This is a genomic window from Actinomycetota bacterium, assembly GCA_019347675.1.
Classification (GTDB): Bacteria; Actinomycetota; Nitriliruptoria; order Nitriliruptorales; family JAHWKO01; genus JAHWKW01.
The window spans coordinates 65,623-85,491 of the sequence record JAHWKW010000012.1; the positions used below are offsets into that span (position 1 = coordinate 65,623).

At 67.8% G+C, this 19,869-nt stretch carries 19 protein-coding genes and 3 pseudogenes; 8 read left to right on the plus strand and 14 right to left on the minus strand.

Translation table 11 applies throughout. The annotated features are described in order from the left end of the window. Window positions 1-35: 35 nt before the first annotated feature. Window positions 36-434, plus strand: a complete 399-nt coding sequence (locus KY462_09600) for a response regulator transcription factor (protein ID MBW3577972.1) — start codon at window positions 36-38, stop codon at window positions 432-434. Here the strand turns inward: KY462_09600 and KY462_09605 are convergent. After that, window positions 388-1,914, minus strand: a complete 1,527-nt coding sequence (locus tag KY462_09605) for a leucyl aminopeptidase (GenBank protein ID MBW3577973.1) — start codon at window positions 1,912-1,914, stop codon at window positions 388-390. The genes KY462_09600 and KY462_09605 overlap by 47 nt on opposite strands. A gap of 39 nt (window positions 1,915-1,953) precedes the next feature. Here KY462_09605 and KY462_09610 point away from each other — a divergent pair, with 39 nt between their 5' ends. Together KY462_09610 and KY462_09615 are read left to right on the plus strand one after the other, a co-directional pair. Next, window positions 1,954-2,397: a transcriptional repressor gene (locus KY462_09610; protein MBW3577974.1), complete on the plus strand. Its 444-nt coding sequence runs from the start codon at window positions 1,954-1,956 to the stop codon at window positions 2,395-2,397. A 91-nt stretch (window positions 2,398-2,488) separates the two neighbouring features. After that, a pseudogene (locus tag KY462_09615) lies at window positions 2,489-2,719 on the plus strand (hypothetical protein). On the opposite strand, the gene KY462_09620 reads toward KY462_09615, so the two are convergent. After that, window positions 2,690-3,151: a plasmid pRiA4b ORF-3 family protein gene (locus tag KY462_09620; protein MBW3577975.1), complete on the minus strand. Its 462-nt coding sequence runs from the start codon at window positions 3,149-3,151 to the stop codon at window positions 2,690-2,692. The pseudogene KY462_09615 and the gene KY462_09620 sit on opposite strands and share 30 nt — an antisense overlap. A gap of 126 nt (window positions 3,152-3,277) precedes the next feature. On the opposite strand from KY462_09620, the gene KY462_09625 reads away from it, so the two are divergent. Further along, complete coding sequence (locus KY462_09625) at window positions 3,278-3,550, plus strand: hypothetical protein (protein ID MBW3577976.1); 273 nt, start codon at window positions 3,278-3,280, stop codon at window positions 3,548-3,550. Window positions 3,551-3,876: 326 nt separating this feature from the next. Here KY462_09625 and KY462_09630 read toward each other — a convergent pair whose 3' ends face one another. From KY462_09630 to KY462_09650, 5 genes and pseudogenes are all read right to left on the minus strand, one after another. Further along, window positions 3,877-4,692 carry a hypothetical protein gene (locus tag KY462_09630; GenBank protein MBW3577977.1) on the minus strand — a complete coding sequence of 272 codons (816 nt, stop codon included), beginning with the start codon at window positions 4,690-4,692 and terminating at the stop codon, window positions 3,877-3,879. 487 nt (window positions 4,693-5,179) lie between these two features. Then, window positions 5,180-5,365, minus strand: a pseudogene (locus tag KY462_09635) (translational GTPase TypA). 332 nt (window positions 5,366-5,697) lie between these two features. Then, window positions 5,698-6,546: an aldo/keto reductase gene (locus KY462_09640; protein MBW3577978.1), complete on the minus strand. Its 849-nt coding sequence runs from the start codon at window positions 6,544-6,546 to the stop codon at window positions 5,698-5,700. Between the two features lie 1,112 nt (window positions 6,547-7,658). Beyond that, window positions 7,659-8,102 (minus strand): pyridoxamine 5'-phosphate oxidase family protein, encoded by a 444-nt coding sequence (locus KY462_09645; GenBank protein ID MBW3577979.1) that lies wholly within the window; start codon window positions 8,100-8,102, stop codon window positions 7,659-7,661. Window positions 8,103-8,256: 154 nt separating this feature from the next. Further along, the gene (locus KY462_09650; GenBank protein ID MBW3577980.1) at window positions 8,257-8,595 is read right to left on the minus strand and encodes an alpha/beta hydrolase; all 339 of its coding nucleotides are present in this window, start codon (window positions 8,593-8,595) and stop codon (window positions 8,257-8,259) included. Between the two features lie 82 nt (window positions 8,596-8,677). Here KY462_09650 and KY462_09655 point away from each other — a divergent pair, with 82 nt between their 5' ends. The 3 genes from KY462_09655 to KY462_09665 all read left to right on the plus strand — a co-directional run bounded on the left by KY462_09655 (window position 8,678) and on the right by KY462_09665 (window position 10,661). Next, on the plus strand, window positions 8,678-9,019 hold the full coding sequence (locus KY462_09655) for a carbon-nitrogen hydrolase family protein (GenBank protein ID MBW3577981.1): 342 nt from the start codon (window positions 8,678-8,680) through the stop codon (window positions 9,017-9,019). 793 nt (window positions 9,020-9,812) lie between these two features. Next, window positions 9,813-10,163 carry a PGPGW domain-containing protein gene (locus KY462_09660; protein MBW3577982.1) on the plus strand — a complete coding sequence of 117 codons (351 nt, stop codon included), beginning with the start codon at window positions 9,813-9,815 and terminating at the stop codon, window positions 10,161-10,163. A gap of 261 nt (window positions 10,164-10,424) precedes the next feature. Beyond that, window positions 10,425-10,661 (plus strand): antibiotic biosynthesis monooxygenase, encoded by a 237-nt coding sequence (locus tag KY462_09665; GenBank protein MBW3577983.1) that lies wholly within the window; start codon window positions 10,425-10,427, stop codon window positions 10,659-10,661. Between the two features lie 143 nt (window positions 10,662-10,804). On the opposite strand, the gene KY462_09670 is transcribed toward KY462_09665, so the two are convergent. After that, window positions 10,805-11,398 carry a protogloblin ApPgb gene (locus KY462_09670; protein ID MBW3577984.1) on the minus strand — a complete coding sequence of 198 codons (594 nt, stop codon included), beginning with the start codon at window positions 11,396-11,398 and terminating at the stop codon, window positions 10,805-10,807. Between the two features lie 249 nt (window positions 11,399-11,647). On the opposite strand from KY462_09670, the gene KY462_09675 reads away from it, so the two are divergent. Continuing rightward, on the plus strand, window positions 11,648-12,526 hold the full coding sequence (locus tag KY462_09675) for an integrase core domain-containing protein (GenBank protein MBW3577985.1): 879 nt from the start codon (window positions 11,648-11,650) through the stop codon (window positions 12,524-12,526). Here KY462_09675 and KY462_09680 read toward each other — a convergent pair. The 6 genes and pseudogenes from KY462_09680 to KY462_09705 all read right to left on the minus strand — a co-directional run bounded on the left by KY462_09680 (window position 12,472) and on the right by KY462_09705 (window position 19,742). Next, window positions 12,472-13,242 (minus strand): class I SAM-dependent methyltransferase, encoded by a 771-nt coding sequence (locus tag KY462_09680; GenBank protein MBW3577986.1) that lies wholly within the window; start codon window positions 13,240-13,242, stop codon window positions 12,472-12,474. The genes KY462_09675 and KY462_09680 overlap by 55 nt on opposite strands. A gap of 131 nt (window positions 13,243-13,373) precedes the next feature. Continuing rightward, on the minus strand, window positions 13,374-13,760 hold the full coding sequence (locus KY462_09685) for a RidA family protein (GenBank protein MBW3577987.1): 387 nt from the start codon (window positions 13,758-13,760) through the stop codon (window positions 13,374-13,376). An 861-nt stretch (window positions 13,761-14,621) separates the two neighbouring features. Then, a complete protein-coding gene (locus tag KY462_09690) occupies window positions 14,622-15,158 on the minus strand; it encodes a hypothetical protein (protein ID MBW3577988.1) in 537 nt (178 codons plus the stop codon). A 31-nt stretch (window positions 15,159-15,189) separates the two neighbouring features. Continuing rightward, window positions 15,190-15,414 (minus strand): hypothetical protein, encoded by a 225-nt coding sequence (locus KY462_09695; GenBank protein MBW3577989.1) that lies wholly within the window; start codon window positions 15,412-15,414, stop codon window positions 15,190-15,192. Between the two features lie 579 nt (window positions 15,415-15,993). Then, window positions 15,994-16,569, minus strand: a complete 576-nt coding sequence (locus KY462_09700; GenBank protein MBW3577990.1) for a hypothetical protein — start codon at window positions 16,567-16,569, stop codon at window positions 15,994-15,996. 188 nt (window positions 16,570-16,757) lie between these two features. Beyond that, window positions 16,758-19,742 (minus strand): annotated as a pseudogene (locus tag KY462_09705) (Tn3 family transposase). Window positions 19,743-19,869: the final 127 nt, after the last annotated feature.

Below are 19,869 nucleotides of genomic sequence, written 5' to 3' on the forward strand. Positions count from 1 at the left end.
CGTGCCCGGCGCGTGAGGCGATCAGCGAGGACGCGGTGGCGGAGGGTGGGGTGACGGTCACCCTGGTGATCGTCGATGACAACGCGGGTATCCGCACGCTGCTGCGTGCACTGGCCAGACGTGATCCGCGCCTTGACGTGGTGGGCGAGGCTGAGCACGGCGCCGAGGCGATCGATGTGGTGCGCCGCTTCCAACCCGACGTGGTCATCCTCGACGTGATGATGCCGGTGATGGACGGGTTGGAGGCGATCCCCGGGATCCTTCAGGCCTCCCCCCGCACACGGATCGTGATGTACTCCGCCTACGCCGAGTCCCGCGACGAGGCGATGCGGCGGGGAGCCCACGGCTGGTGCCTGAAAGGCGAGCCGTGGGACACGATGTCGGACATCATCTTCGCGCAGATCCAGGTGCGTGACGGGACGGCGCCGGCCTGACCGGGCTCGCCAACTCCAGCCACCGCAGCAGCGTCCGCACGCCCGTCCCGGTCCCCCCCTGGGGGAGGTGGTAGCGGGCGGTCTCCGCCCAGGCGGACGGCATGTCCAGGTGGACCCACGGCACGCCACGGACGAACCGGCGCAGGAACAGGGCCCCCATGGTCGCCCCGGCCCGGTCGTCGTGTTCCCCGTCTCCGGTGTTGTTGAGATCCGCGACCTCCGAGTCGAGGTTGTCCTCGAGCTCCGCCCACATCGGCAGGCGCCAGGTAGCCTCGCCCGCCGCCTGCGCCGCGGCGAGCAGCTGGCGTACCAGGTCCTCGTCGTCGCCGAACGCGGCGATGGCCCGCCGTCCCACCGCGTGCGCCGCCGCACCTGTGAGCGTGGCCACGTCGACCAGCCCCTCGGGGTCGTGCTCGACGGCGTACGCCAGCGCATCTGCCAGGACCACCCGGCCCTCCGCGTCGGTATCCAGCACCTCCACCGTGGTGCCGTCGCGCGTCGCCACCACGTCGCCTGGGCGCTGCGCGCGTCCCGACACGGCGTTCTCCGCCAGCGCGCAGACGCCGAGCACCTCCACGGCGACGTCGAGTTCCGCCAGCGCAGCGCAGGTCGCGATCACGGCTGCGGCGCCGGCCATGTCGGCCTTCATCGCCGGCATCCGGTCGGCGGGTCGTTTGAGGTTGAGCCCGCCGGTGTCGAACACGATGCCCTTTCCGACCAGCGCGATCCGGGCGACGGCGCCGTCCGGCTGGTAGCGCAGGATCAGCAGGCGCGGCGGGCGCTCCGCACCCTGCCCGACGGCGAGGATCCCGCCGCAGCGTTCCTGTTCCAGCCGGGTCTCGTCCCAGATCTCGACGTCGCAGGTCGCACCGGCCGCCTCGGCCGCGCGGCGCGCCAGGTCGTCGGGCCCGAGCTCCCCAGCGGGGGTGTTGACCAGGTCGCGGGCCGTGCACTGCGCCGCGGCGTGCACCTCCGCCCGGCGCAGGAGGTTCGTGACGTCGTCGGAGAACGCCGACGGGACGGCCAGATCGACGCGGCGCAGCCGCGGCGGCCTCGACCGGCGGTGGCCCTGGTAGCGGTACGCGCCCAGCAGCAGCCCCTCCGCCACGGCGCGGAAGGCATCGTCGGTCGGGTGAACGAGCGGCAGGGTGGTGGTGATGTCGTCGACCTCGGCGCCGATCGCCCGCGTCAGCGCCCCGCCCGCGCGGCGCAGCGCCTCGTCGCTGAGCGCGTCCATCCGGCCCAGTCCGATCAGGACGAGCCGTTGGACGCCCAGACCCGGCGCGGCGAGGCTGCGGACATCGCCGAGCGCGCCGGTGAAGTCAGCATCGCGGGGCACGCCGTCCAAGCCGACCGCCCGCAGCGCCGCTTCAGCGCCGGGCGCCTCGATGTCGCCCTTGAACACCGGGACGGCCAGGGCTGCCGTGCGCGACGCCAGCGGATCGTCGGTGGTGGCGCGGAGCGCCGGCAGCGTGGGCACGGCTCACCTCCCGCCTCCGCGCGAGCCTACACTGAGCCCGTGACCGCCGACCCGCGACCCCCCGCAACCGCCGCGGTGGGCGAGGTTCTGCGCGAGCACGGTTACCGCCTCACCCAGCCGCGCCAGCTGGTGTGGGACGTGCTCCGCGAAGCGGGCGACCACCTGACGGCTGAGGAGATCGCCGACCGCGTCCAACGCCGCAGCCCGGGCATCAACCTGGCGTCGGTGTACCGGTCGCTGGCGCTGCTGTCCGACCTGGAGCTCGTCCGCGAGTCACGGCTGGGGGAGAGCGGCGCGGCACGGTGGGAGCTGGCGCACCCCGACGAGCACTTCCACCTGGTGTGCGAGACCTGTGGCGAGGTCGCCCACCACGTCGGCAACCTCGTGGAACAGGTCCGCCAGCACCTGTCGGCTGGGCACGGGTTCCACGTCGACTCCGTGGAACTGGTCGTGACCGGTCGATGCGCCGAATGTGCCCCGTGACGCGCACGGCCGCGCGGGGCGCCCGCACGGCCGCGCGGGGCGCCCGCACGCAGCCCGATCTTCTGAGGTGTCGGTCTCAGCGTAGAGAAACAACGGCGCCGGGCAGCTTGGTGACGGTACGCTCGCCCAGCGGACCACGCCGGTCCCGGTGCAGGGGCTGACCGACGTCGTCGCGGTCGCCGCAGGTGGCTTCCAGGATCGCAGGGGCACGGCCTTGGCCCTCGAGTCTGACGGGATCGTTTGTGGGGAGACAAGAGCTACGACCAGCTCGAAACCCCGACGTCAAGCGTCGCTACCCATAGCTCCGACGGCGACGGCCTAAGCTAAGGGCAGCAAGACGGCCGGCGGGATCCACCCTCCCCTTCGCGTGGGACATCGCCGGACGTGTGCGCGGTGCTGGTGCACACCGCGCGACGGCCAGGACATCCTCGTAGCCGGGCAGGCCACCGCAGTCCTCGGGCGGGAACGCCCGAGCCCCATCGAGCAGCCGGCGCGTGAACTTCTCGTCGAGCGTCACGACCTTCTTCAGCTCGACCGTGTGCTCCCAGCCGTCACCGAAGTCGTACTCGTAGGCCACCTTCCAGTGGCGCTTGAGATAGGTGCCCGCCGGCAACCTTCGCGGCATCGGGGTCGGGTCGCCGAAGCCGAAATCGTCCGGGAGCCCCGCGACGACGTCTCCGCTCGCGTCGCGGAACGTGAACAGGTGCGCATTCTGCCAGCCGCAGGCGTCCTGGTTCGCGTGGTGTAGATCCAGGAAGCTGGCCCGGTCGCGCTACAGGAAGCGACGCCAGATGCGCGGCTCGACGTGGTCGAGACCAACCTCAATTCTTCGGCGTTCGATTTGCGCGGGCCATGGCGTGCTAACTACACGATCCGTGCCATGACGTGTATCCTTGAGCGCATGGCATCGCAGCGGCTGAACATCACCCTCGACGACGAACACGCCAGCAAGCTGGCACGCCTGGCGTCACGGGTCCACGTCAACGAGGGCACACTGGCACGATCGTTGCTCTCCTCAGCGCTCGATGACGCCGACCCAGATCCTGACACGGTCGTCGCTGTGCTTGACGGCATCGACCGGGCGTGGGAACGCGCGCAGCTCGGTCGCCGCCAGGCAGCCGAAGATGACACGGTCGACCTCGACGACCTGTAGCCGGTGGCGCGAGTCGAATTCAGCCGGGCGGCCGTCGAGGATCTCGATCGACTCATCGCTGTGCTCAGAGTAGGGTCGCACGATTCTCAGACAGTCACGCCAACGGACACGATGATCGGTGACTCGCCTACCTCGACATCTTGGTCCTCGAAGTACAGCGCTAGGGCTTCTGCGAAGTTGTCGTGGGCTTCGTCGACCGATGTGCCCTGAGACGCCACGTCGACTTCGAGGCACTGGGCGACGTACCAGTCAGTCTCGAGACGAAAGGGATGACGAGAGCTATGGGCGTCCCGGCCGTTCCGCGTAAACGCGCATAGCCACTACGGCTACGGCTCGTCCCGGCTCCGGAGAAGATCATCGATAGTCCACGACAGCTGGATTCCTGCAGTACCGACGACGGCACGCCAGTGCGCTGGCTCGTCGGGCGGCCCGCCAACCAAGAGGTGAGGGATGACGGTGTAGCCCCGCTCGCGAAGGGTGACTGCGTAATCCAGCACCTGGCCAATCCCGAGTCGCAAGACGGGAACGCTGTGCAGGGACTTGATCTCCACGACATGAAGCAGGCCCCGCGGGTCCTGCCAGGGTACGTCGAACGCACAATCACTTGACGCAGGAGTGAGAGGCACGAGACCCTCATGATCGAGACGCTCGGCCAGCTCCTCTTGCAGCTCTCGATGCCGATTGATCGCTTCAGTCAGGCCTCCTCCGGTCGTGTTCCACTCGTAGCCGGTCACCTCGACGTCCGGCTCGACGGGCCGGTAAGGGATGAAGTCGTCGGGGTACGCAACAGGGTCGGCATCCCTGGATAGTGGGTATGCCCAGCCACCATCGAGGAGGGCGAAGAAGCCATCTTGGTCGATGATCCGGATGGACGAGCCTTGCGCTTGTAGGTCCAGGACGCGCTCCTCCTGCGCCCCATAGTCTCCGTGCTTCCACTGCGCAGACGAGCCGATGACAAGAAGGTCGTCCGAATAGGAGGCTCGCGCACGCTGTGGTCGCGGCTGAGCGCCGGCAAGCTCGGCCATCCGGCGCGCCTCGTCGCGCCGTACCCATTCACCGTCCCGCTCGAGACGCCCTGTGATCACGACCGACAGCCCTTCGAGGGTGCGGACGGGTTCAGGCAACTTCCGCCGGCGAATCATGTCGAGAACGTTATGCGCCGTCTGACCCCAGCTGCAGCCATTGGCGTGCCACACGCAACCACTGCGATGCTGACAGCGGCTGCTCGTCCTGCCAGGGTGAGCGCCCGAGATGTCCGCCGCCGGTCTGACCCGCGTAACCACTGGACCGTGTGTCTTGTAGCCGATCCGTCGTCCGGTGGGCGGCATCTCGCAGGCACAGCGAGGGCCGGGCCTCCGTGACCTGATTTACGGCGCTGCCACGCTGGAGCAGGACGGCGACGTCGTCCGGGACTCGGTCAACCGGTGAAGCGACCCCGAGAACCCCGGCTTGCGCGATGAGCTCGGGCGCGGAGCTGTCCGCGAGGAGAGGCGAACAGGAGCACCACCACCAGGATCGAGCGGACCATCCACGCGCCTCTCAGGCGGGGACGGCGCCCGTCCTGGCGCGCCTGCTGTGGCGCGGATGCGGTCTTGAGCGTCGAGGATGACCTTGCGCAGCCGCACGGCGCGGGGTCACCTCGACGGCCTTCTCCTCACGGATGAACTCCAGCGCCTGATCGAGCGACAGGCGCTAAGCCGCGGCGAGCCGGACCAGCTCCTCACCGGTGGAGGAGCGCACGTTGGTCAGCTTCCTCTCCTTGGTCGCGTTGACGTCCATGTCCTCCGCGCGAGCGTTCACGCCGACGATCATCCCCGCGTCCGCGGGCATGAAGGTCGAGCGGCGGGTAGGTCGATCCGCGACAGAACGGGGAGGTCCGAACATCCTCGCAGGTCACGGGCTCCACGTTCCCGGTAGCGTCGGTCGATGTTCGCCGTCCGCTGCGGAGATGACCGTGCAAGAGGACGCTGATCGCGTCGTCACGAGGTCACCTCCGTCCCACAGCGGGACGCCCCGGACAAAACGCGGTCACGGCGTGTGGGACAGGATGGACAGACGGAGACGAGGCGGGACGGTGAGCTCTCGGACGCCCTGCTCAGCGGCATGACCTGGGACGGGATGGGACAACGGTACGGCGCCCGACCGGCTCATGGCCCGACGCGTTCGATGGCCTGCATGTCCGCAGCCGTCAGCTCGAATTCGTACACGGCCAGGTCCTCGGCCATGTGGCGAGGATTCGTCGTGCCCGTCAGCGGGATTATCCCGAGCTGGAGCGCGAAGCGGAACACCACCTGCGCCGGCGTCTGCTGGTGACGTCGAGCGATGTCTTGCACGACCCGCCCGCGCATCATCATCTGGTTGGCGGTAAGCAGCGAAAAACCCTGGTAGACGAGCCCTTCGCGATCGCAGATGGCGCGCACCGCCGCGTCCCACCCAAGCGACGCGTAGCAACGGTTCTGCACGAACGTCGGTCGCACGCCCGGGCGCCGAAGTAGGGCCGCGAGCTGATCGGGAGTGACGTTACTCACGCCGAGAAACCGCGTCTTGCCTTCGTCGTGGAGGGCCTGCATCGCGGCCCAGGCTTCGATGTCGGGGGCCGCGAGTCCTTGCCGTTGCGAGGGGCCGTGGAGCAGGTAGGAATCGATCCGCTCCACGCCGAGGTGGGACAGTGAACTCTCGAAGGACTGTGCGACCTGCCGGGTGATGGGCGCCGCCGGATCGTAGGGCAGCCGATCGTCCTGCGACACGCGGAAGGTGAACTTGGTCTGCACGAACACGTCTTCACGGCGCAGCGTTCCTCGAGCGAACTCCGCGAGCAGCGCGCGTCCGACCTCTCCTTCGCGATAGTGCTTGCGCTGGTTCGCGGTGTCGAGCCCGCGGAAGCCCGCCCTGAGGGCCTGGGTCACGAGGTCGGCGGTTCGCTCCTCCTTCCACGCGGTCCCGTAGATGAAGGTCGGAACGTCCACTCCGGCGACCTGTCGCATGCGGTCCGTCATTCTTACTCCCACGTGGCGGTGGTGTTGGGGTGCGCGAGGCGTACGCGCCAACCCGGCCTCAGGCGGGGTGCCGCTGCGCACGACCGTCGAGTCGCCGGCGCACCCCACCATCGATGCCGTCCAGTTGTCCCAAGCGCTCCGCCGTTACCCCGGAGACCCTGAATAGCCGATCGTTCATAGCAGGTCTCCGAGAGCGATGGCGCCCGCACGGTATCCATCGGTGGTCTTCGGGACAGGCGGGTTGCTCGGCATCCACTGCCCACGTCAAGTCGTTATGAGCGGGGACGCGGCCACCGACATCCCCATCAGCCCCACGCAGCCACGGCTGTGTGCACATCAGCGATCGTCAGGGTTCAGCGTGTGCTTCTGACTGGCGATTGGTTCGCCGGTGATAGTGGTTCGTCGAGAACCGTCAGAAGTCTCACCGTGGCGTCGCGGACTTCTGGCACAAAGTTGCCCTCGCTCGTCGAGCTCCTCGGCTTCGGTCCATCGCCATCTTCTGTGAACTGCAATGCCAGGGCGAAGATGGGCGACGCGACGACCTAGGCCATCTAAGAACGACTCGAGTCGGTCATCATCGTGGACGCTTGCATAGCCATTCTCCCATAGCCATGGCCATAGTCCAGTCCGGACTTCGTCGTTGGGGATGAGACTCGACCCGGTTCGTGATCGGACACGACGTAGTGCATGGTCCAGTGATTGCTCCAGCGCTCTAGATCCGTCACCGTGAATAGGGACCCGTCGTCCAGTCGCGGCGCGCGTGGAGCCCGGACATGCCCGCGAACTCCATCTGGGTCCCCCTGGTGGAAGTCCGAGACACGGTACTCCCCGAAGGGATGAGTAGCGACGGGCGCAACTTTTCGCCGTTCCGTCCCCCGAGCGCGGCTCAAGCGGCGTGCGCTACACGCTTCCGGCGTTCGCATCGGCCGCCGAACGCGGTACTTCGCGCGTCGAGCGCTGTTCGCGAACCCGGTAGTTGCGCCATACGCCCGATCCGGCTGGCCAAGAGCGGTTCAAGTGCGCCGCCCCGTAAACGATGGCGATCGCCTCCCGGTAATGCGCCTTGGCTACGCGACCATCGTCGCGTAGCGGTTGGATACCGGTGATACCCGTCAGCCCCCTGCTCGCCACCTGTGCCGAATGGGACTTCCATCTGCGTCGTACGTGGTGCTGAACGCGCCATCGACCAAGAGCTCGAACAGCACGTAGTCATCCGAGGGTACGTAGGGCGCATGATCAGTCACCTGCTCGCGCAACGCCGTGTCGTTGACCTCTCGTGCGGTCCCACGCACCCGGAACTCGCCGCCACCACCCTCGTCGTCTTCGACCGAGCAGTGGAGGGCGTACCTGCCCCCGCGGCGAAGGTCATGGCCCTTCGGCGACGTCGGTTGCATGAACACCATCAGCCCCTGCGGCGTGACGATCGGGGTTACCGGGTGGACGCGTGGTGATCCATCAGCATCGACGGTGGCTAGGTACGCGACCCGTGATCCGAAACGGCGTTCCCCGAACGCGGCGAGCTCAGGCTCGTGCTCCTGCAACTCCTGCCAACTCATCTGACTCTCTTCGCGAAGAAGTCCGACCGAGACTAGAGCGATGTCAGGAATCTGGAAGCCGGCATCATCGCTGTGCGAATCAGTCGCCACGTCACTATGCGCGCCTGAGCATCGCGGACCGCCTGCGCCGTATCCACGGCTTCCGAACATGCCTCTACATGGGATGTCGCTTGAGAAACGTCGCTAGGACCTCGGCGATCTGTGGAGCGTGGGTGAGGGCAAGGGAGTGGTCGGCTCCATCCATTGCGACGTCCTCGATGTCAGCAAGCCACGCGAGCATCACTTCGCGGATCTCAGCGAACCAGGTTCCGCTGGCGGTCCCCCCCACGTACAACACTGGGCATCGGATGCGAGACGCGTCCCCGGGCCCGAACCGCCAGGCCAGTAGCGCTGCCAGATCGGTGTCGAAGAACGTGCGGGTGTCCTGCCGCATCTGCGCTGCCGAGCCCGGTAGCTGTTGCTCGGCGACCTGCTGCCAGTCAGGTCCGATCACAAGGGGTCTGGGTTTCCCCCCTGGGCCGGACACCGGCTTGTGCGGCCATCGGTGTCCGGCCCGACGGGGGAGGTCCACAGGCGTGCTGCTGTGCACGGAACTGTGGTTCACCGAGCATGCTCGCAGCTACGCCCGCCAGGGGGTGGAGCTGCTGGCGGTGCCGCGGGCGACGGAACGCGGTTCGCTGGAGCAGTGGACGGTGGCGGGTCGTGCTGCGGCGCTGTTGTCGGGAGCGTTCTGTGTGTCGAGTAACCGGGCCGGCTCCACAGCCGGCATCGACTGGGCAGGCGGCGGCTTCATCATCGACCCCCACGGAGAGGTGCTGGCCTTGACCACCGACGTGCAGCCGGCGGTGACATGCGACATCGATCTCACCGCGGCCGCACGGGCCAAATCGACCTATCCGCGAACCGTCCCGGAGTGAGTGCGTGGCGGTCAACTACCGAAACAGCCATGTCATCGACCTGCCTCGGTGACCACCACATGACCCAACGCACGAGCGATGCTCAGGTCCGCGCCTTAGCGGTTTTCTACGGGCAACTATCCCGCTGCTCGTAGAGGCGCTCGCCTTCGACCACGAAGAGGTTGCCACGCCACCCGTCTGGGTCGCCATCGAGCAATCCGACCTGCGGTACTACGTCGGTGGCGGCACTGGTGACCATCAGCCCGGCGTCGTGTCGACGCTGTGCTACCCGTCTGCGTGCGCGAATTGGTCTAGCGCCCGACCAAGGTCGGTGACGTTGCGCGCCGCGGCGTCGGCATCATCCTCGGACCACAGCCGCAGGTAAGCGGCACGTCCCCCGCCAGGACTCCTGTCTCGTCGGTCACGACGTAGTCGCGCCGCTGCAACACCGCGAGGCCGGCCGTGGGAGCCTGGACGGTATTACCGACGTCGCCATCATCCTCGTCGTCCTCGAGATCCGCGAACTCCTTCAGCGCTCCGAACGGGAAGCCGTTGCCGATGTGGCCACAAGCTGTCCTGCGGAAGTGCGGTAGTTCGCCGCTCAGCGACCGGGGCCGACTGCGGCAGTGGCGCCATACAACTGCAGTGATCGTCCTAGGGGTCGCGCTCGCAGCGGCCCCGCCGCCGGCCGAAGCGCTGGCCGGCCGTCCCGCCGGGATCGCACATCGGCGCGGCCGAAGGGCCCCCCGAGCCGCCAAGGGGGCACCGTTCCGGTCGTACGCTCGGCCCCGCGACGACAGACGGAGTACCCGCCGTGGGCGACGAGGCACGTGACAAGGCGGAGCGTCGCATCGATCGCGTTCGCGACGTGTACGACCGCCATGGCGTCGTCTTCCACATCGCCTGGATCGCCGCGGCCGTCATCCTCATCCTCGCCGGACTGGCCATGACCGTCTTCCCGGGACCGGCGATGGTGGTCCTGCCGCTGGGCGTCGCCATGCTCGCGGTCGTGTTCGGCTGGGCGCGGCGACTGCTGCTCTTCGGGGCCGACGAGGGAGCCGACGCCGCCCACGCCTGGAACGACGCGAGCACGTGGATCAAGGTGGCGACCGTGGCCACCTTCGCGGCCGTCGCCGGTGCCATCGCGGCGTGGGTCCTCATCTGACGTCGACCGCCGGAACACCGGGCCGAAGCCCAAGGCGATCATGATCGACCGTGACAGGACGCTGACGGCGGTCAGTTCCTAACGAGGTCGCGCTGGCACTGCGGTTCGCACCGCCCAGGATGGTCGAGCAGTCCTTGGCGGCGTGGTGGCTTTCGGTCCCGGCCGGGCGGCCGGGACCGGAAGGTGATATGGCGCCCATGTTCGTCCACTGTGATCTATGCGACTACGTGTAATGCGTGCGAGGGTCACCTCTTGCAGGCTTTGCGAGAGCTCGAGGGCGTGTCGACCTGCCATCTGTACTTGGTCAGCCGCGTTCCCAGCGATCCAGCTGTCGTTCACGTCGTGGAGGTCTGGGACGATGAGGATGCGCATCGGGCATCGTTGGAACTCGAACCGGTCCAGCAGCTGATCAGCAGGGCACGGCCGATCATCACCGCCATGGGTGATCGGGTCGAACTACGTCCGCTGGGAGGCAAGGGGCTGGCTCCCGGCCTGTGACGCCGTCCGGTTACACTGTCCACTACGGGCAGCGGGTCTGCAGCCAGGTCGTGATCGCGGCGAGCATCTCGGTCGTGGCTCCCGCTCGGCGCCCGCCCCTATCCACGTTACGTGACGCTGTGCGCGATGTGTGTAAGGGCAGCTTAGAAGTCCTCCTCGGCGACGTACGGGCGCGTCCAGAGGATGACCTGGAGCAGCACGGACTTGATCCAGGCCTGGTGCATGGCATCGACCTCGTCGTCGCTGTGGCCTTTGTTGCTCAGGAACGATTTCAGGGTGGCGGTGACTGGGTAGTGCAGCGCGAGCACGTAGCGCAGCGGGATGTGGTCGACCGCATCGACGTCGTCGGTGACGTTCTTCTTGGCGCGATGGTGACGCAGCCCGATCTCGTGCTGGTAGTCCAGCCAGGTCTGGTCGTAGTTGGCCGCTGCGGTGTCGAGGATCCACTGGCCGAACCGCTCACGCACCCGGTCGAGATAGCGCTGGATGGGCTCCCCATCGTCACGACTGGAGAAGGCCTCCAGCAGGTGCGGGGTGGAGGCGATGAAGTCGTACCAGACATCGAGCACGTCGAACACCTGGTCCGCCAGGACATCCCGTGAGGTCCGCAACGCGTCGACGTCCTCCTCGCCGAACGTCACCGTCTGTTTGAGCTGGTTGAATTCGTCCATGGACAGGGGCGAGCTCGCCACGTCCTCGTCGCCGTACGTGTAACCGGGGATGTCTGTCTGACTCATCGCGATGCTCCTACTGCTGAGAAGCCGGGCCTCCAGGGACCTCCCAGCAGGCCGAGGCGCGCGGAGAGGGAAGGCTCAAGGGCACTGTAGGTCGGTCGGTGCAGCCGGAGGGAAGTACTCAGCGGTCGCGCGGGCGACCAGCTGAGGATCGCGGCTGGCCGGAAAACTGTCAGGCCTTCTGGTAGACGGCGAAGAGATTGCTGAGTCGTTCTCCTGTGTCGGCGGTTGGTTGATCCAGCTGCCAGCGCGGTGGACACCGCCACCCGCGCCGCGGTGGTCGACCTGGTCGTTGACAACCACACCGTCGAAGCCGCCGCCGCGTTCATCGATCTGGCTATCGAGCGGTTCACCTCACACAGAGGATTCAACACGCCCCGACCGTGGGCCCGAGTCGTTGGCCGGCCGTTCCAGGACTACCTCGCTGAGCTCGACATCCAGCACACCAAGACCCCGCCCCGCTCGCCGAACCACAATGCGGTGTGCGAGGGGTTCCACGGCACCGTCTTGCACGAGTTCTACCGGCCGACCTTCCACCGGCAGTTCATCACGAGAGTCGACCGGCTCGACGCTGAGCTGCAAAGCTGGGTCCACCGCTACAACACCCACCGCCGGCGATCCCCAGCCGCCGCACGTAGTGGCGCACCACCAGCAGCGCACCGACCTCACGGCGCGTGCCCACCGGTGGGGGATCCAGGCGTGCGAACGCCCCCGCGAGCCGGTCCAGCTCCCCGGAGGCCTTCATCTGGTCCAGCCGGCCCAGGGTTGCCACAACCCGCTGGCGGACCTTGCCCTGCACGCGGCGGCCTTCGACCAGCTGCACGTACTCGTACACCTGGTCGCCGCGGCGGACACGCTTCACCCGTGGGTACATTGGCACAACCCTACGCTGCCCGTGCACCAAGCCCAAGCATCTCCTACCGCACCCTCACGCCACCCTGCGCTCATGTTGACACAACGCAGCTGGCGATCGGAAGCCAGAAACGCCCAGGAACCCACAGCAAGAACGGCAAACAGCCCGCTACGGCCACGACTTACGGCACGACGATGCGGAAAACGCGCCTAGTAGATCGTCGCTATCCCGCCATGTCTGATTCCACACGACGGAACAGTTGCACGTCCGTGGAGTAAGGTAGGTCGACGTGGCCTCCGAGCTGTTGAGCGAGATCGCGAACACGCCGCTCGACGTCATGCCGCTCCCGTTCGGGAAGTGCCGCGATGAAACTCGTGGACAGCACACGGTCCGCGAATCCATCCTCGTCGAGCGCCTGGACGTTCAAAAAACTGCGGTTGCCATCAGCCTCGAACAGTGGGCTGCCACGCAGCGGCTGTCTCCAGCCCTCCTCCTTGTGGTAGCTCGGCGTCGAACCCCGGAACGGATCGACGATCGCGCTGACCGACGAATGAATCGGCTCGTCCAGAAGCCGGCGGTTCCACACGAGTGCAAGCTGCCCGCCTCGGCACAGCACTCTTTGGATCTCCGCCAGGGCGGCCGGCACATCGAACCAGTGGAACGCCTGGGCGACCGTGACCAGATCCACGCTTCCCGACAAAAGCGAGATGTCCTCGGCCGTGCCGTCGAGCACTTCCGCGCCTGGGACAAGATCGACCAGGAGACGCCGCATACCATCGACTGGTTCAACGGCGATGACCTTCGCACCGGAAGCGACCAGCAGACGGGTCAGCTTCCCAGTGCCGGCTGCAAGGTCGACCACGACCGACGTCGCGGTCACAGCAGCTCGCTCGACGAGCCAGTCGATGGCTGGCTGCGGATACGAAGGGCGACCTCGCTCATAGGCGATGGCCGCTCTGTCGAAGCCGGATGCCGCGGCCTCATGAACCATCATTACCCCCGACCCCGTCGGACGAAGCCTGACCATAATGCTCCATCAGTGGCGGCAGTCGAGGCCACCGCGATCGGCGGCTATGGCTTAGGTGCGTGACCGGCGCGATGCATGTCTGGCGAACTGATCGTTGACTACTCGGCGATGAGGGCCTGCGCCTCCATTTCGATGAGCCACCGCGGGTCAACGAACCCTGAGACGACGATGATCGCGTTCGCCGGCCGAACATCCTTGAAGACCTCACCGTGGGCGCGTGCCGCCTCCCGGAAGTCGGCGGCAGGGGTGATGTAGATGCGTGTGCGTACAACATGTTCTGTGCGGGCGCCCGCCTGCTCTAGCGCCGCGAGCATGATTTCAAGGACACGACGAGCCTGCCCGTAGGTATCGGAAGGCGGGTCCACATCCCCAGGCATGGTGGGGGCAGTCCCCGAAACGAAGACGTGAGGCCCGACCCTGACCGCTCGGGAGAAGCCCACGACCGGCTCGTACGGAGAACCAGACGCGATGAGCTTTCTTATCATGCCCGGAAGTATGCGTCATCGGCGATCAGCAGTCGCGGTAGTGCGGCACATCGTTCCCGCGAGGGCCATGTGGAGGTTAGGGCTCGTGGAGGATGGTGACGGCCGGTCGACGGCGATCATCAAGCGCCACAGTGCCTGCCCCAGCCACCTGACCATGACCGGGGGCTGACCCGCACGGTCGTTCCGACCGCGTCCGCCGCGGTCATCAGGATCAGCGCGGCGCCCACGACCAGACCTGAGATCCCCACCTGGAGCTGCTCCCCACACCCGCCGCGGGCGACGACCTGCCGTAGAGCCACCATGTCGACCGCCGATCGAGTTGCCGGCCGTCAGTTTCCATCCCGCGAGGCTAATCGGACGGAGGCTGGGTACGGCCGCGACCACGGTCGGCGTTTCGGGAGGTGCTCAGCGGTCCCGCGGCCGGGGCGACCAGCTGGGATGGCGGCAGGCCGGAACCTGCAAGCTCTTCGTAGACGTGCAGGGAAGGAATTGCTGAGCCGTTCTCCTATGTCGAGGTTGGTTGATCCAGCTGCCAGCGTGCAGCGTCGGCGGTTGGGCTGCCGTGCAAGCGCGGTTCCGGGTAGCGAACGTTCGCCGGACTGCGGCACTTCGCGCATCCGAACGCTGCTCATAGGGCGGTAGTTGCGCCACACACCCGATCCGCGGTGGCCGAAGCCGGGGGACGGCCGTAGCGGGCGTTGTTTGCGGAGTTGGCCGGACTACCGCATTCACGGTCGTGCAGCTTGACCTGAACCCGCGCGACATCCGCCGTTCTGGGCAGTCGACGGTGCGACGTCCCTAGAACTGAAGCGCGCGTAACTGTTCTCCGCGGTAATCGCCGCATGCTGGCACAGGTGGAGGTCATGCGCCGCGTTGCAGCAGCCGCTCGCTGCCGGCGACCTCGCGCCAGAGGCCTTCCTGAACGCTGACGCCACGGCGTATGACGCTGATCTCGCCGCTGCGTTCAAGGACCACCGCGAGCGTGTCTTCCAGGGAGGCCAGGCCCTGAAGGCGAACGGCTTCGTACACCTCGAGGTGGCTCGTGTGCGCATCCCGCAGTGCGGCGTCGAGTACCTCCCCACCGTGGGCGAGCAGTATCGGTCGGTTCTGGGTGAGGCGGTGGAAGGCGGGGACGTGATGATGGAGCCATCCCGTGGCGGCGTGCAAGCAGAACAGCACGACAAGGCCTAGCACCGCAGCGGCGAGCGATACCCGGACAAGGATGACACGCCCGATGAGCGAACCGATGGCGAAGACGAAAGTCAAGTCGTAGGTCGTCGCCTGAGTGAACTGTCGCTGGCCGAAGATGCGACTGAGGAGCAACATCGCTGTGTAGGTGCCGAAGGCGGTGATCACTACCAACCCGGCCTCTGTCCAAGTGAGCCCGAGTGCGTGCATGTACGGTCCTCCGAGGGGCGAGGATGGCAATCTACGCTTGACGCAGAGGGAGCTGCGCCTGAAACACCATCACGCGCCGGTGAAGTGAGCGAATCGGCGTAGGTTCTCGTGGTGTGGGTTGGAGACGCCGCACCAGATCGACCCCGTCGTACCCGTCGTACGCGACCTCGACCTCGAAGCCCTCCGACCGCAGCCGCGCGGCCACCGACCTGGCGATGGTCGGCTCGACCTCAACGATGGCGATCGTGTGCGGCATCGACCGGGAGTCTCCGAACGGGGTTCGCAGCTGCGATCCCGTAGATGTCAAGGTTCTGTGGACCTCGAGGAGACTCGATCGACCACGGACGGATCAGACCTGTCGATCCAGCTCCAACCACCCGGTCGCAATCCAGAGCAACATTCCGCTAGCGAGCACCTCCGTGAGCATGTCCGCATCGCCCCCGTAATCGCGGCCCCCGCGAGCGACACCTGCCGACACTACGGTCCACGGTCCACGACGACGGCATAAACGACCGTCCACCGCGGCGTGTTGTTCGACTGTTGCGCCACACACCCGGACGCGCGGTGGCCAAGCCGGGGGAGGGGCCGTAGCCGCGTTTGTTTGCGGAGCCGCCCGCTACCGCATTCAGGAGTTGTGCAGGTGCTTGCGCTGCACTACCCGATCACCGCCACCTGCAATCGTTCCTGGGGAACAAGGGTCATAGCGACGACGAGGTCGAGGGCATGCACCAGGCTTGGATCAAGTCGGTGCTGCTCCAAGTCCTCTCTGGACGCGCCCATACGCATCCGAGGAGGATTTCTGAGGCTCAGTCACGCCGACCGGGCGGCCGTCGGGTCAGCCCGGTCGCCCGACCCACCTGCGCAGCAACCACGAGATGAGGATCGCCAGCAGCCCCCCGACGACCGTGATCACCCACGGCCGTGTCAGGACCACCCCGAGCGGCTCACCCGTGATCAACGTCGCAATCACAACAACCGCTACGGACACGGCGAGGAACCCCAGCACCGCCGGGCCCCAGGATCGGTCCGGGCTCCCGGCGGTCGTCGACATGGTTTGGACGACGCGCTGAATGCGTCCGGCGAGCTCCTCGACCTCGATCGCATCCCGTCCCCAAGCGACGACGGAGCCGCCTGACTTGCCCAGCTCGACAGTGCAGGAGTACGCCGAGCCGTCGGCGCGCAGGATCACCTCCTCGACATGCCCGGCGCCCTCGGCCTCGGCCGCCTCCCGGGCCTCCCCGACCGAGCCCGCCCGATGCTCACCAAGCCCGTCGGTGACCGTCACATGGTACGACCCGTCGTCCCAGTCGTCGGCACGTGCCGCCAGGACGTCCTCGATCCGCCCTAGCAGATCCCAGTCGCCCTCGTGGCCGCCTGGCAGTGAACGCTCGGTGCGCGTCGGCCCAACCATCAACCCTCCCCACGCCGCGTCGACCGGGCGAACCGATCGTGCCTCACCTGGCCGCGGCCCACCCCGACAGGCCCCGCCCGGCGGTACGACGTTGGCCTCGTCGGGGTGGTCCGTGGCGCCTGTCAGGCACCCGGTCACGCTGCCCTACTCGGGCCCCGAAGAGAATTGGAACAGAAAACCGGTCTAAGCTAAGGAGCGGTTGAGCAGAGGCTGCGGAGCTCACCTCTGGCCACGGCGTCCGAGGGGGTGAAGTAGTAGCGACCGTGCAGGTTGATGTGGTTGTGGCGTAGCGGCGACAGGCGTTCGACGTCCTCGGCTAGGACGTGGCCCTCGTTGGCTCGCAGGTGGTCGAGGGCGGCGGCCATGTAGCGAGTGTTCCAGAGAGCGATGGCGTTGACGACAAGCCCGAGGGCGTCGAGTCGGTCCTCTTGGCCCTCCCGGTAGGGCTGGCGCAGCTCGCCGCTGTGGCCGTGGAAGACCTTGCGGGCCAGCGTGTGGCGTGCCTCGCCCCGGTTGATCTGAGTGAGGATGCGGCGGCGGTAGGCCTCGTCGTCGAGGTAGGCGAGCAGGAAGATCGTCTTGGCGATGCGGCCGACCTGGGCGAGGGCTCGTCCGAGGGCGGGGGGGCGACCACCGCCATGAAGGACCCGCAGCAGCTGCGACGCCCGCACCGAGCCGGTGAGCAGGGACCCCGCCACGCGCAGCAGGTCGTCCCAGTGGGCGGCGATGATCCCCGTGTCGATGCGATGGCCGGCGACCTGGTCGAGGGCGTCGTAGCTGGCGTTGCGATCGATCCGCCAGAAGCGGGTGGCGCCGATGTCGGCCAGGCGGGGGCTGAACTGGTAGCCGAGGAGCCGGAACAGCCCGAAGATCTGGTCGGAGTAGGAGGCGGAGTCCGTCATGACCTCCGTGGGCCGAAGGCTGGTCTGCTGCTCGAGGAGCCCGTCGAGGATGTAGAGGCTGTCGCGCAAGGTGCCGGGGATGACGGCCGTGGAAGCCGCTGAACTGGTCCGAGGTGTAGTTGAAGTAGGTGACGCCCCGGCCCACGCCGAAGTAGCGAGGGTTGGGCCCCGCGTTGATGGTGCGCACGGGCACCACGAAGCGCAGTCCGTCGGCCGAGGCCACCTCGCCGCCGCCCCACGCCTGGGCCAACGGCAGGGTGGCGTGGTAGTCGACCAGGCGGGCGTTGGCGGCCACGAGGGTGTCGGCCCGCAGGTAGTTCTGCGCCACCCATGAGAGCCGCCCCGTGGTCAGCGCGGGTACGTCGGAACGGGCGAGAGGGCCGAACCCGACGTTGGCGGCCTCCGCCACCAGCACGGCGCACACGCTGGTGGCGAGGTCGTCGACTCTGGCGCCGGCCTCGGACACGTGTCTGAACTCCTCGGGGAACCCCGTCCACGCCGCGACCTCGGCGAGTACATCGGGCAGGTCGATGCGGGGCAGGAGCGCCGACACGCGCTCCCGCAGTGAGCACAGCGAGTCGGGCTCCTCGAGGCGGTCCAGCGCAGAGAGCTTCACCTTCCCGTCGGCCAGCTCCACGGCGGCATTGGCAGCCAGCCGGCCCGAGGTGCGGCGGTAGGCCTCATCCAACTGGGCGGCGAGGGCGGCGAGAGCGGGCGATGGCTCGATCGACAGGCCCAAGGTCCGACAGACCTGAGAGCGGGCGGCCTCCCAGGCGGAGGAGGCAAGAAGATTGGTCCTGGGGTCGCACCACCGCTCGCTGCGGCTCACGAACACATCACGGGTGCGCAGCGCTGCTCGCAGCCGCTCCAGCACCGCAAAGGTGTAGGCGCGGCGGTTCAGCTGCCCGTTGGGCGCGGCCACGAGCCGGCGCCACGCCGGGCGGACGAGCTCAGTTGGAACCTCCTCCAGGCTCACCTTCTTCCGCCCTTCGAGGGTGCGCAGCGCATCCAGCGCCTCCAACACCGGCTGACCGGCGGGCCCGGCCTCGAACCCGATGGTGCGCAGCATCGCCGGCAGGAACTGGCGCACCATGGCGTAGCGGGAGAGGAGCTCGGCCTCGAAGTGATCGTCGGGCGGACGGGCCAGGCGGTCGCACTCGGCGACCGCAGCCACCAGCGTCGCCCGCTCGACCCGACCGAACACTGACGCCCGCACCTGGTCGTCGGGCACGCTGGGGTCCAGCAGCACCGCCACCGCCTCCCGCAGCCGCAGCGCGGCAGCGTCGAGATCCGCAAGGGTATCCAGCCGCTCGGCTCGGCCTCGACGCTCCACCCGAGCGCTCAGGCCCCGCAGCAGCTCGCAGAACAGGTCCAAGGCGTCGTCGGTGGCCCTCGTCTCGGTGACCACGGCGAAGGCGAGGAGGACGGCGACGCGACGGTCGAGGGCCAGCTGGGCCAGGTCTCGGGCCCGGACGGTCGTCGCGTGACGTGCGAGTGCGGCGATGCGGCCCGGCGGCAGGCCCGACAGATCGAGTTCCGACACGTCGTATGCGCGTAGCTGGCCGATCCGCTCCACCGCCGCCGCCAGGGCTCGGGCGGTGAGGTCGGTAGGCGGGCGACGGAGTCGCTCCAGGAGCGAGACACGCTCGCCCTCGGGCACCTCGAGCAGCCCCTCCAAACGTCGGCGGTGTTCATCGTCCACCATGCCAGCCAGGCGAGACCACAGCCGCGTCGCCGCCCGCTCGCGCACCCTGGCGACGATCCGAGCGAGCACGCTCGCTCCCGGCAGCAGCACCTTGGCCTCGACCAGCCGGGCGGTAGCCAGGTCGAACAGCACGCTCGGTCGCTCCGACGCCACCCACGCCCGGGCATACAGCCAGCGGAGGAGCCCGAGCTGGACGCCTGGCTCGCTGAACTCCCGGTAGCCGAACCGCGACCGGATCTCGGCCTGGTGGTCCCAACGAACCTCGGCGTCGCGGTACAGCTTCAAGCCTCGCATCGCCCCCGCCACGTCTCCCGCCAGTCCCGCCACCCTCAACTGTTCGGCCACGTGACGTACCGCGCCAGGGGGCACGTCGGCAGGGTCCTCCAAGAACGTGCCCAAAAAGCGCACAGTTGCTAGCTGGACGCCACGCCCAGGCGGTTGTGATCCCGCCGGCGAGTGGCGACGAAATCGAGATCGGTCTGGTCCAGGTGAAAGAACCGGCCCAGCTGCGGCGACGTCGGTTCGCCTCGGAAACGGCCGTAGCGACGGCACTGCTCGGCAGTCAGAACCCCACCGGCACGACCAACCTCCCCGATCAGCGCGACAACCGCGGCCTAGGGGAAGCACGGGAAGGATACCGCATGGACACCGCAGACCCGCGGATGCTGTGCCCGCCAGCCAGCTTGCCCTCGT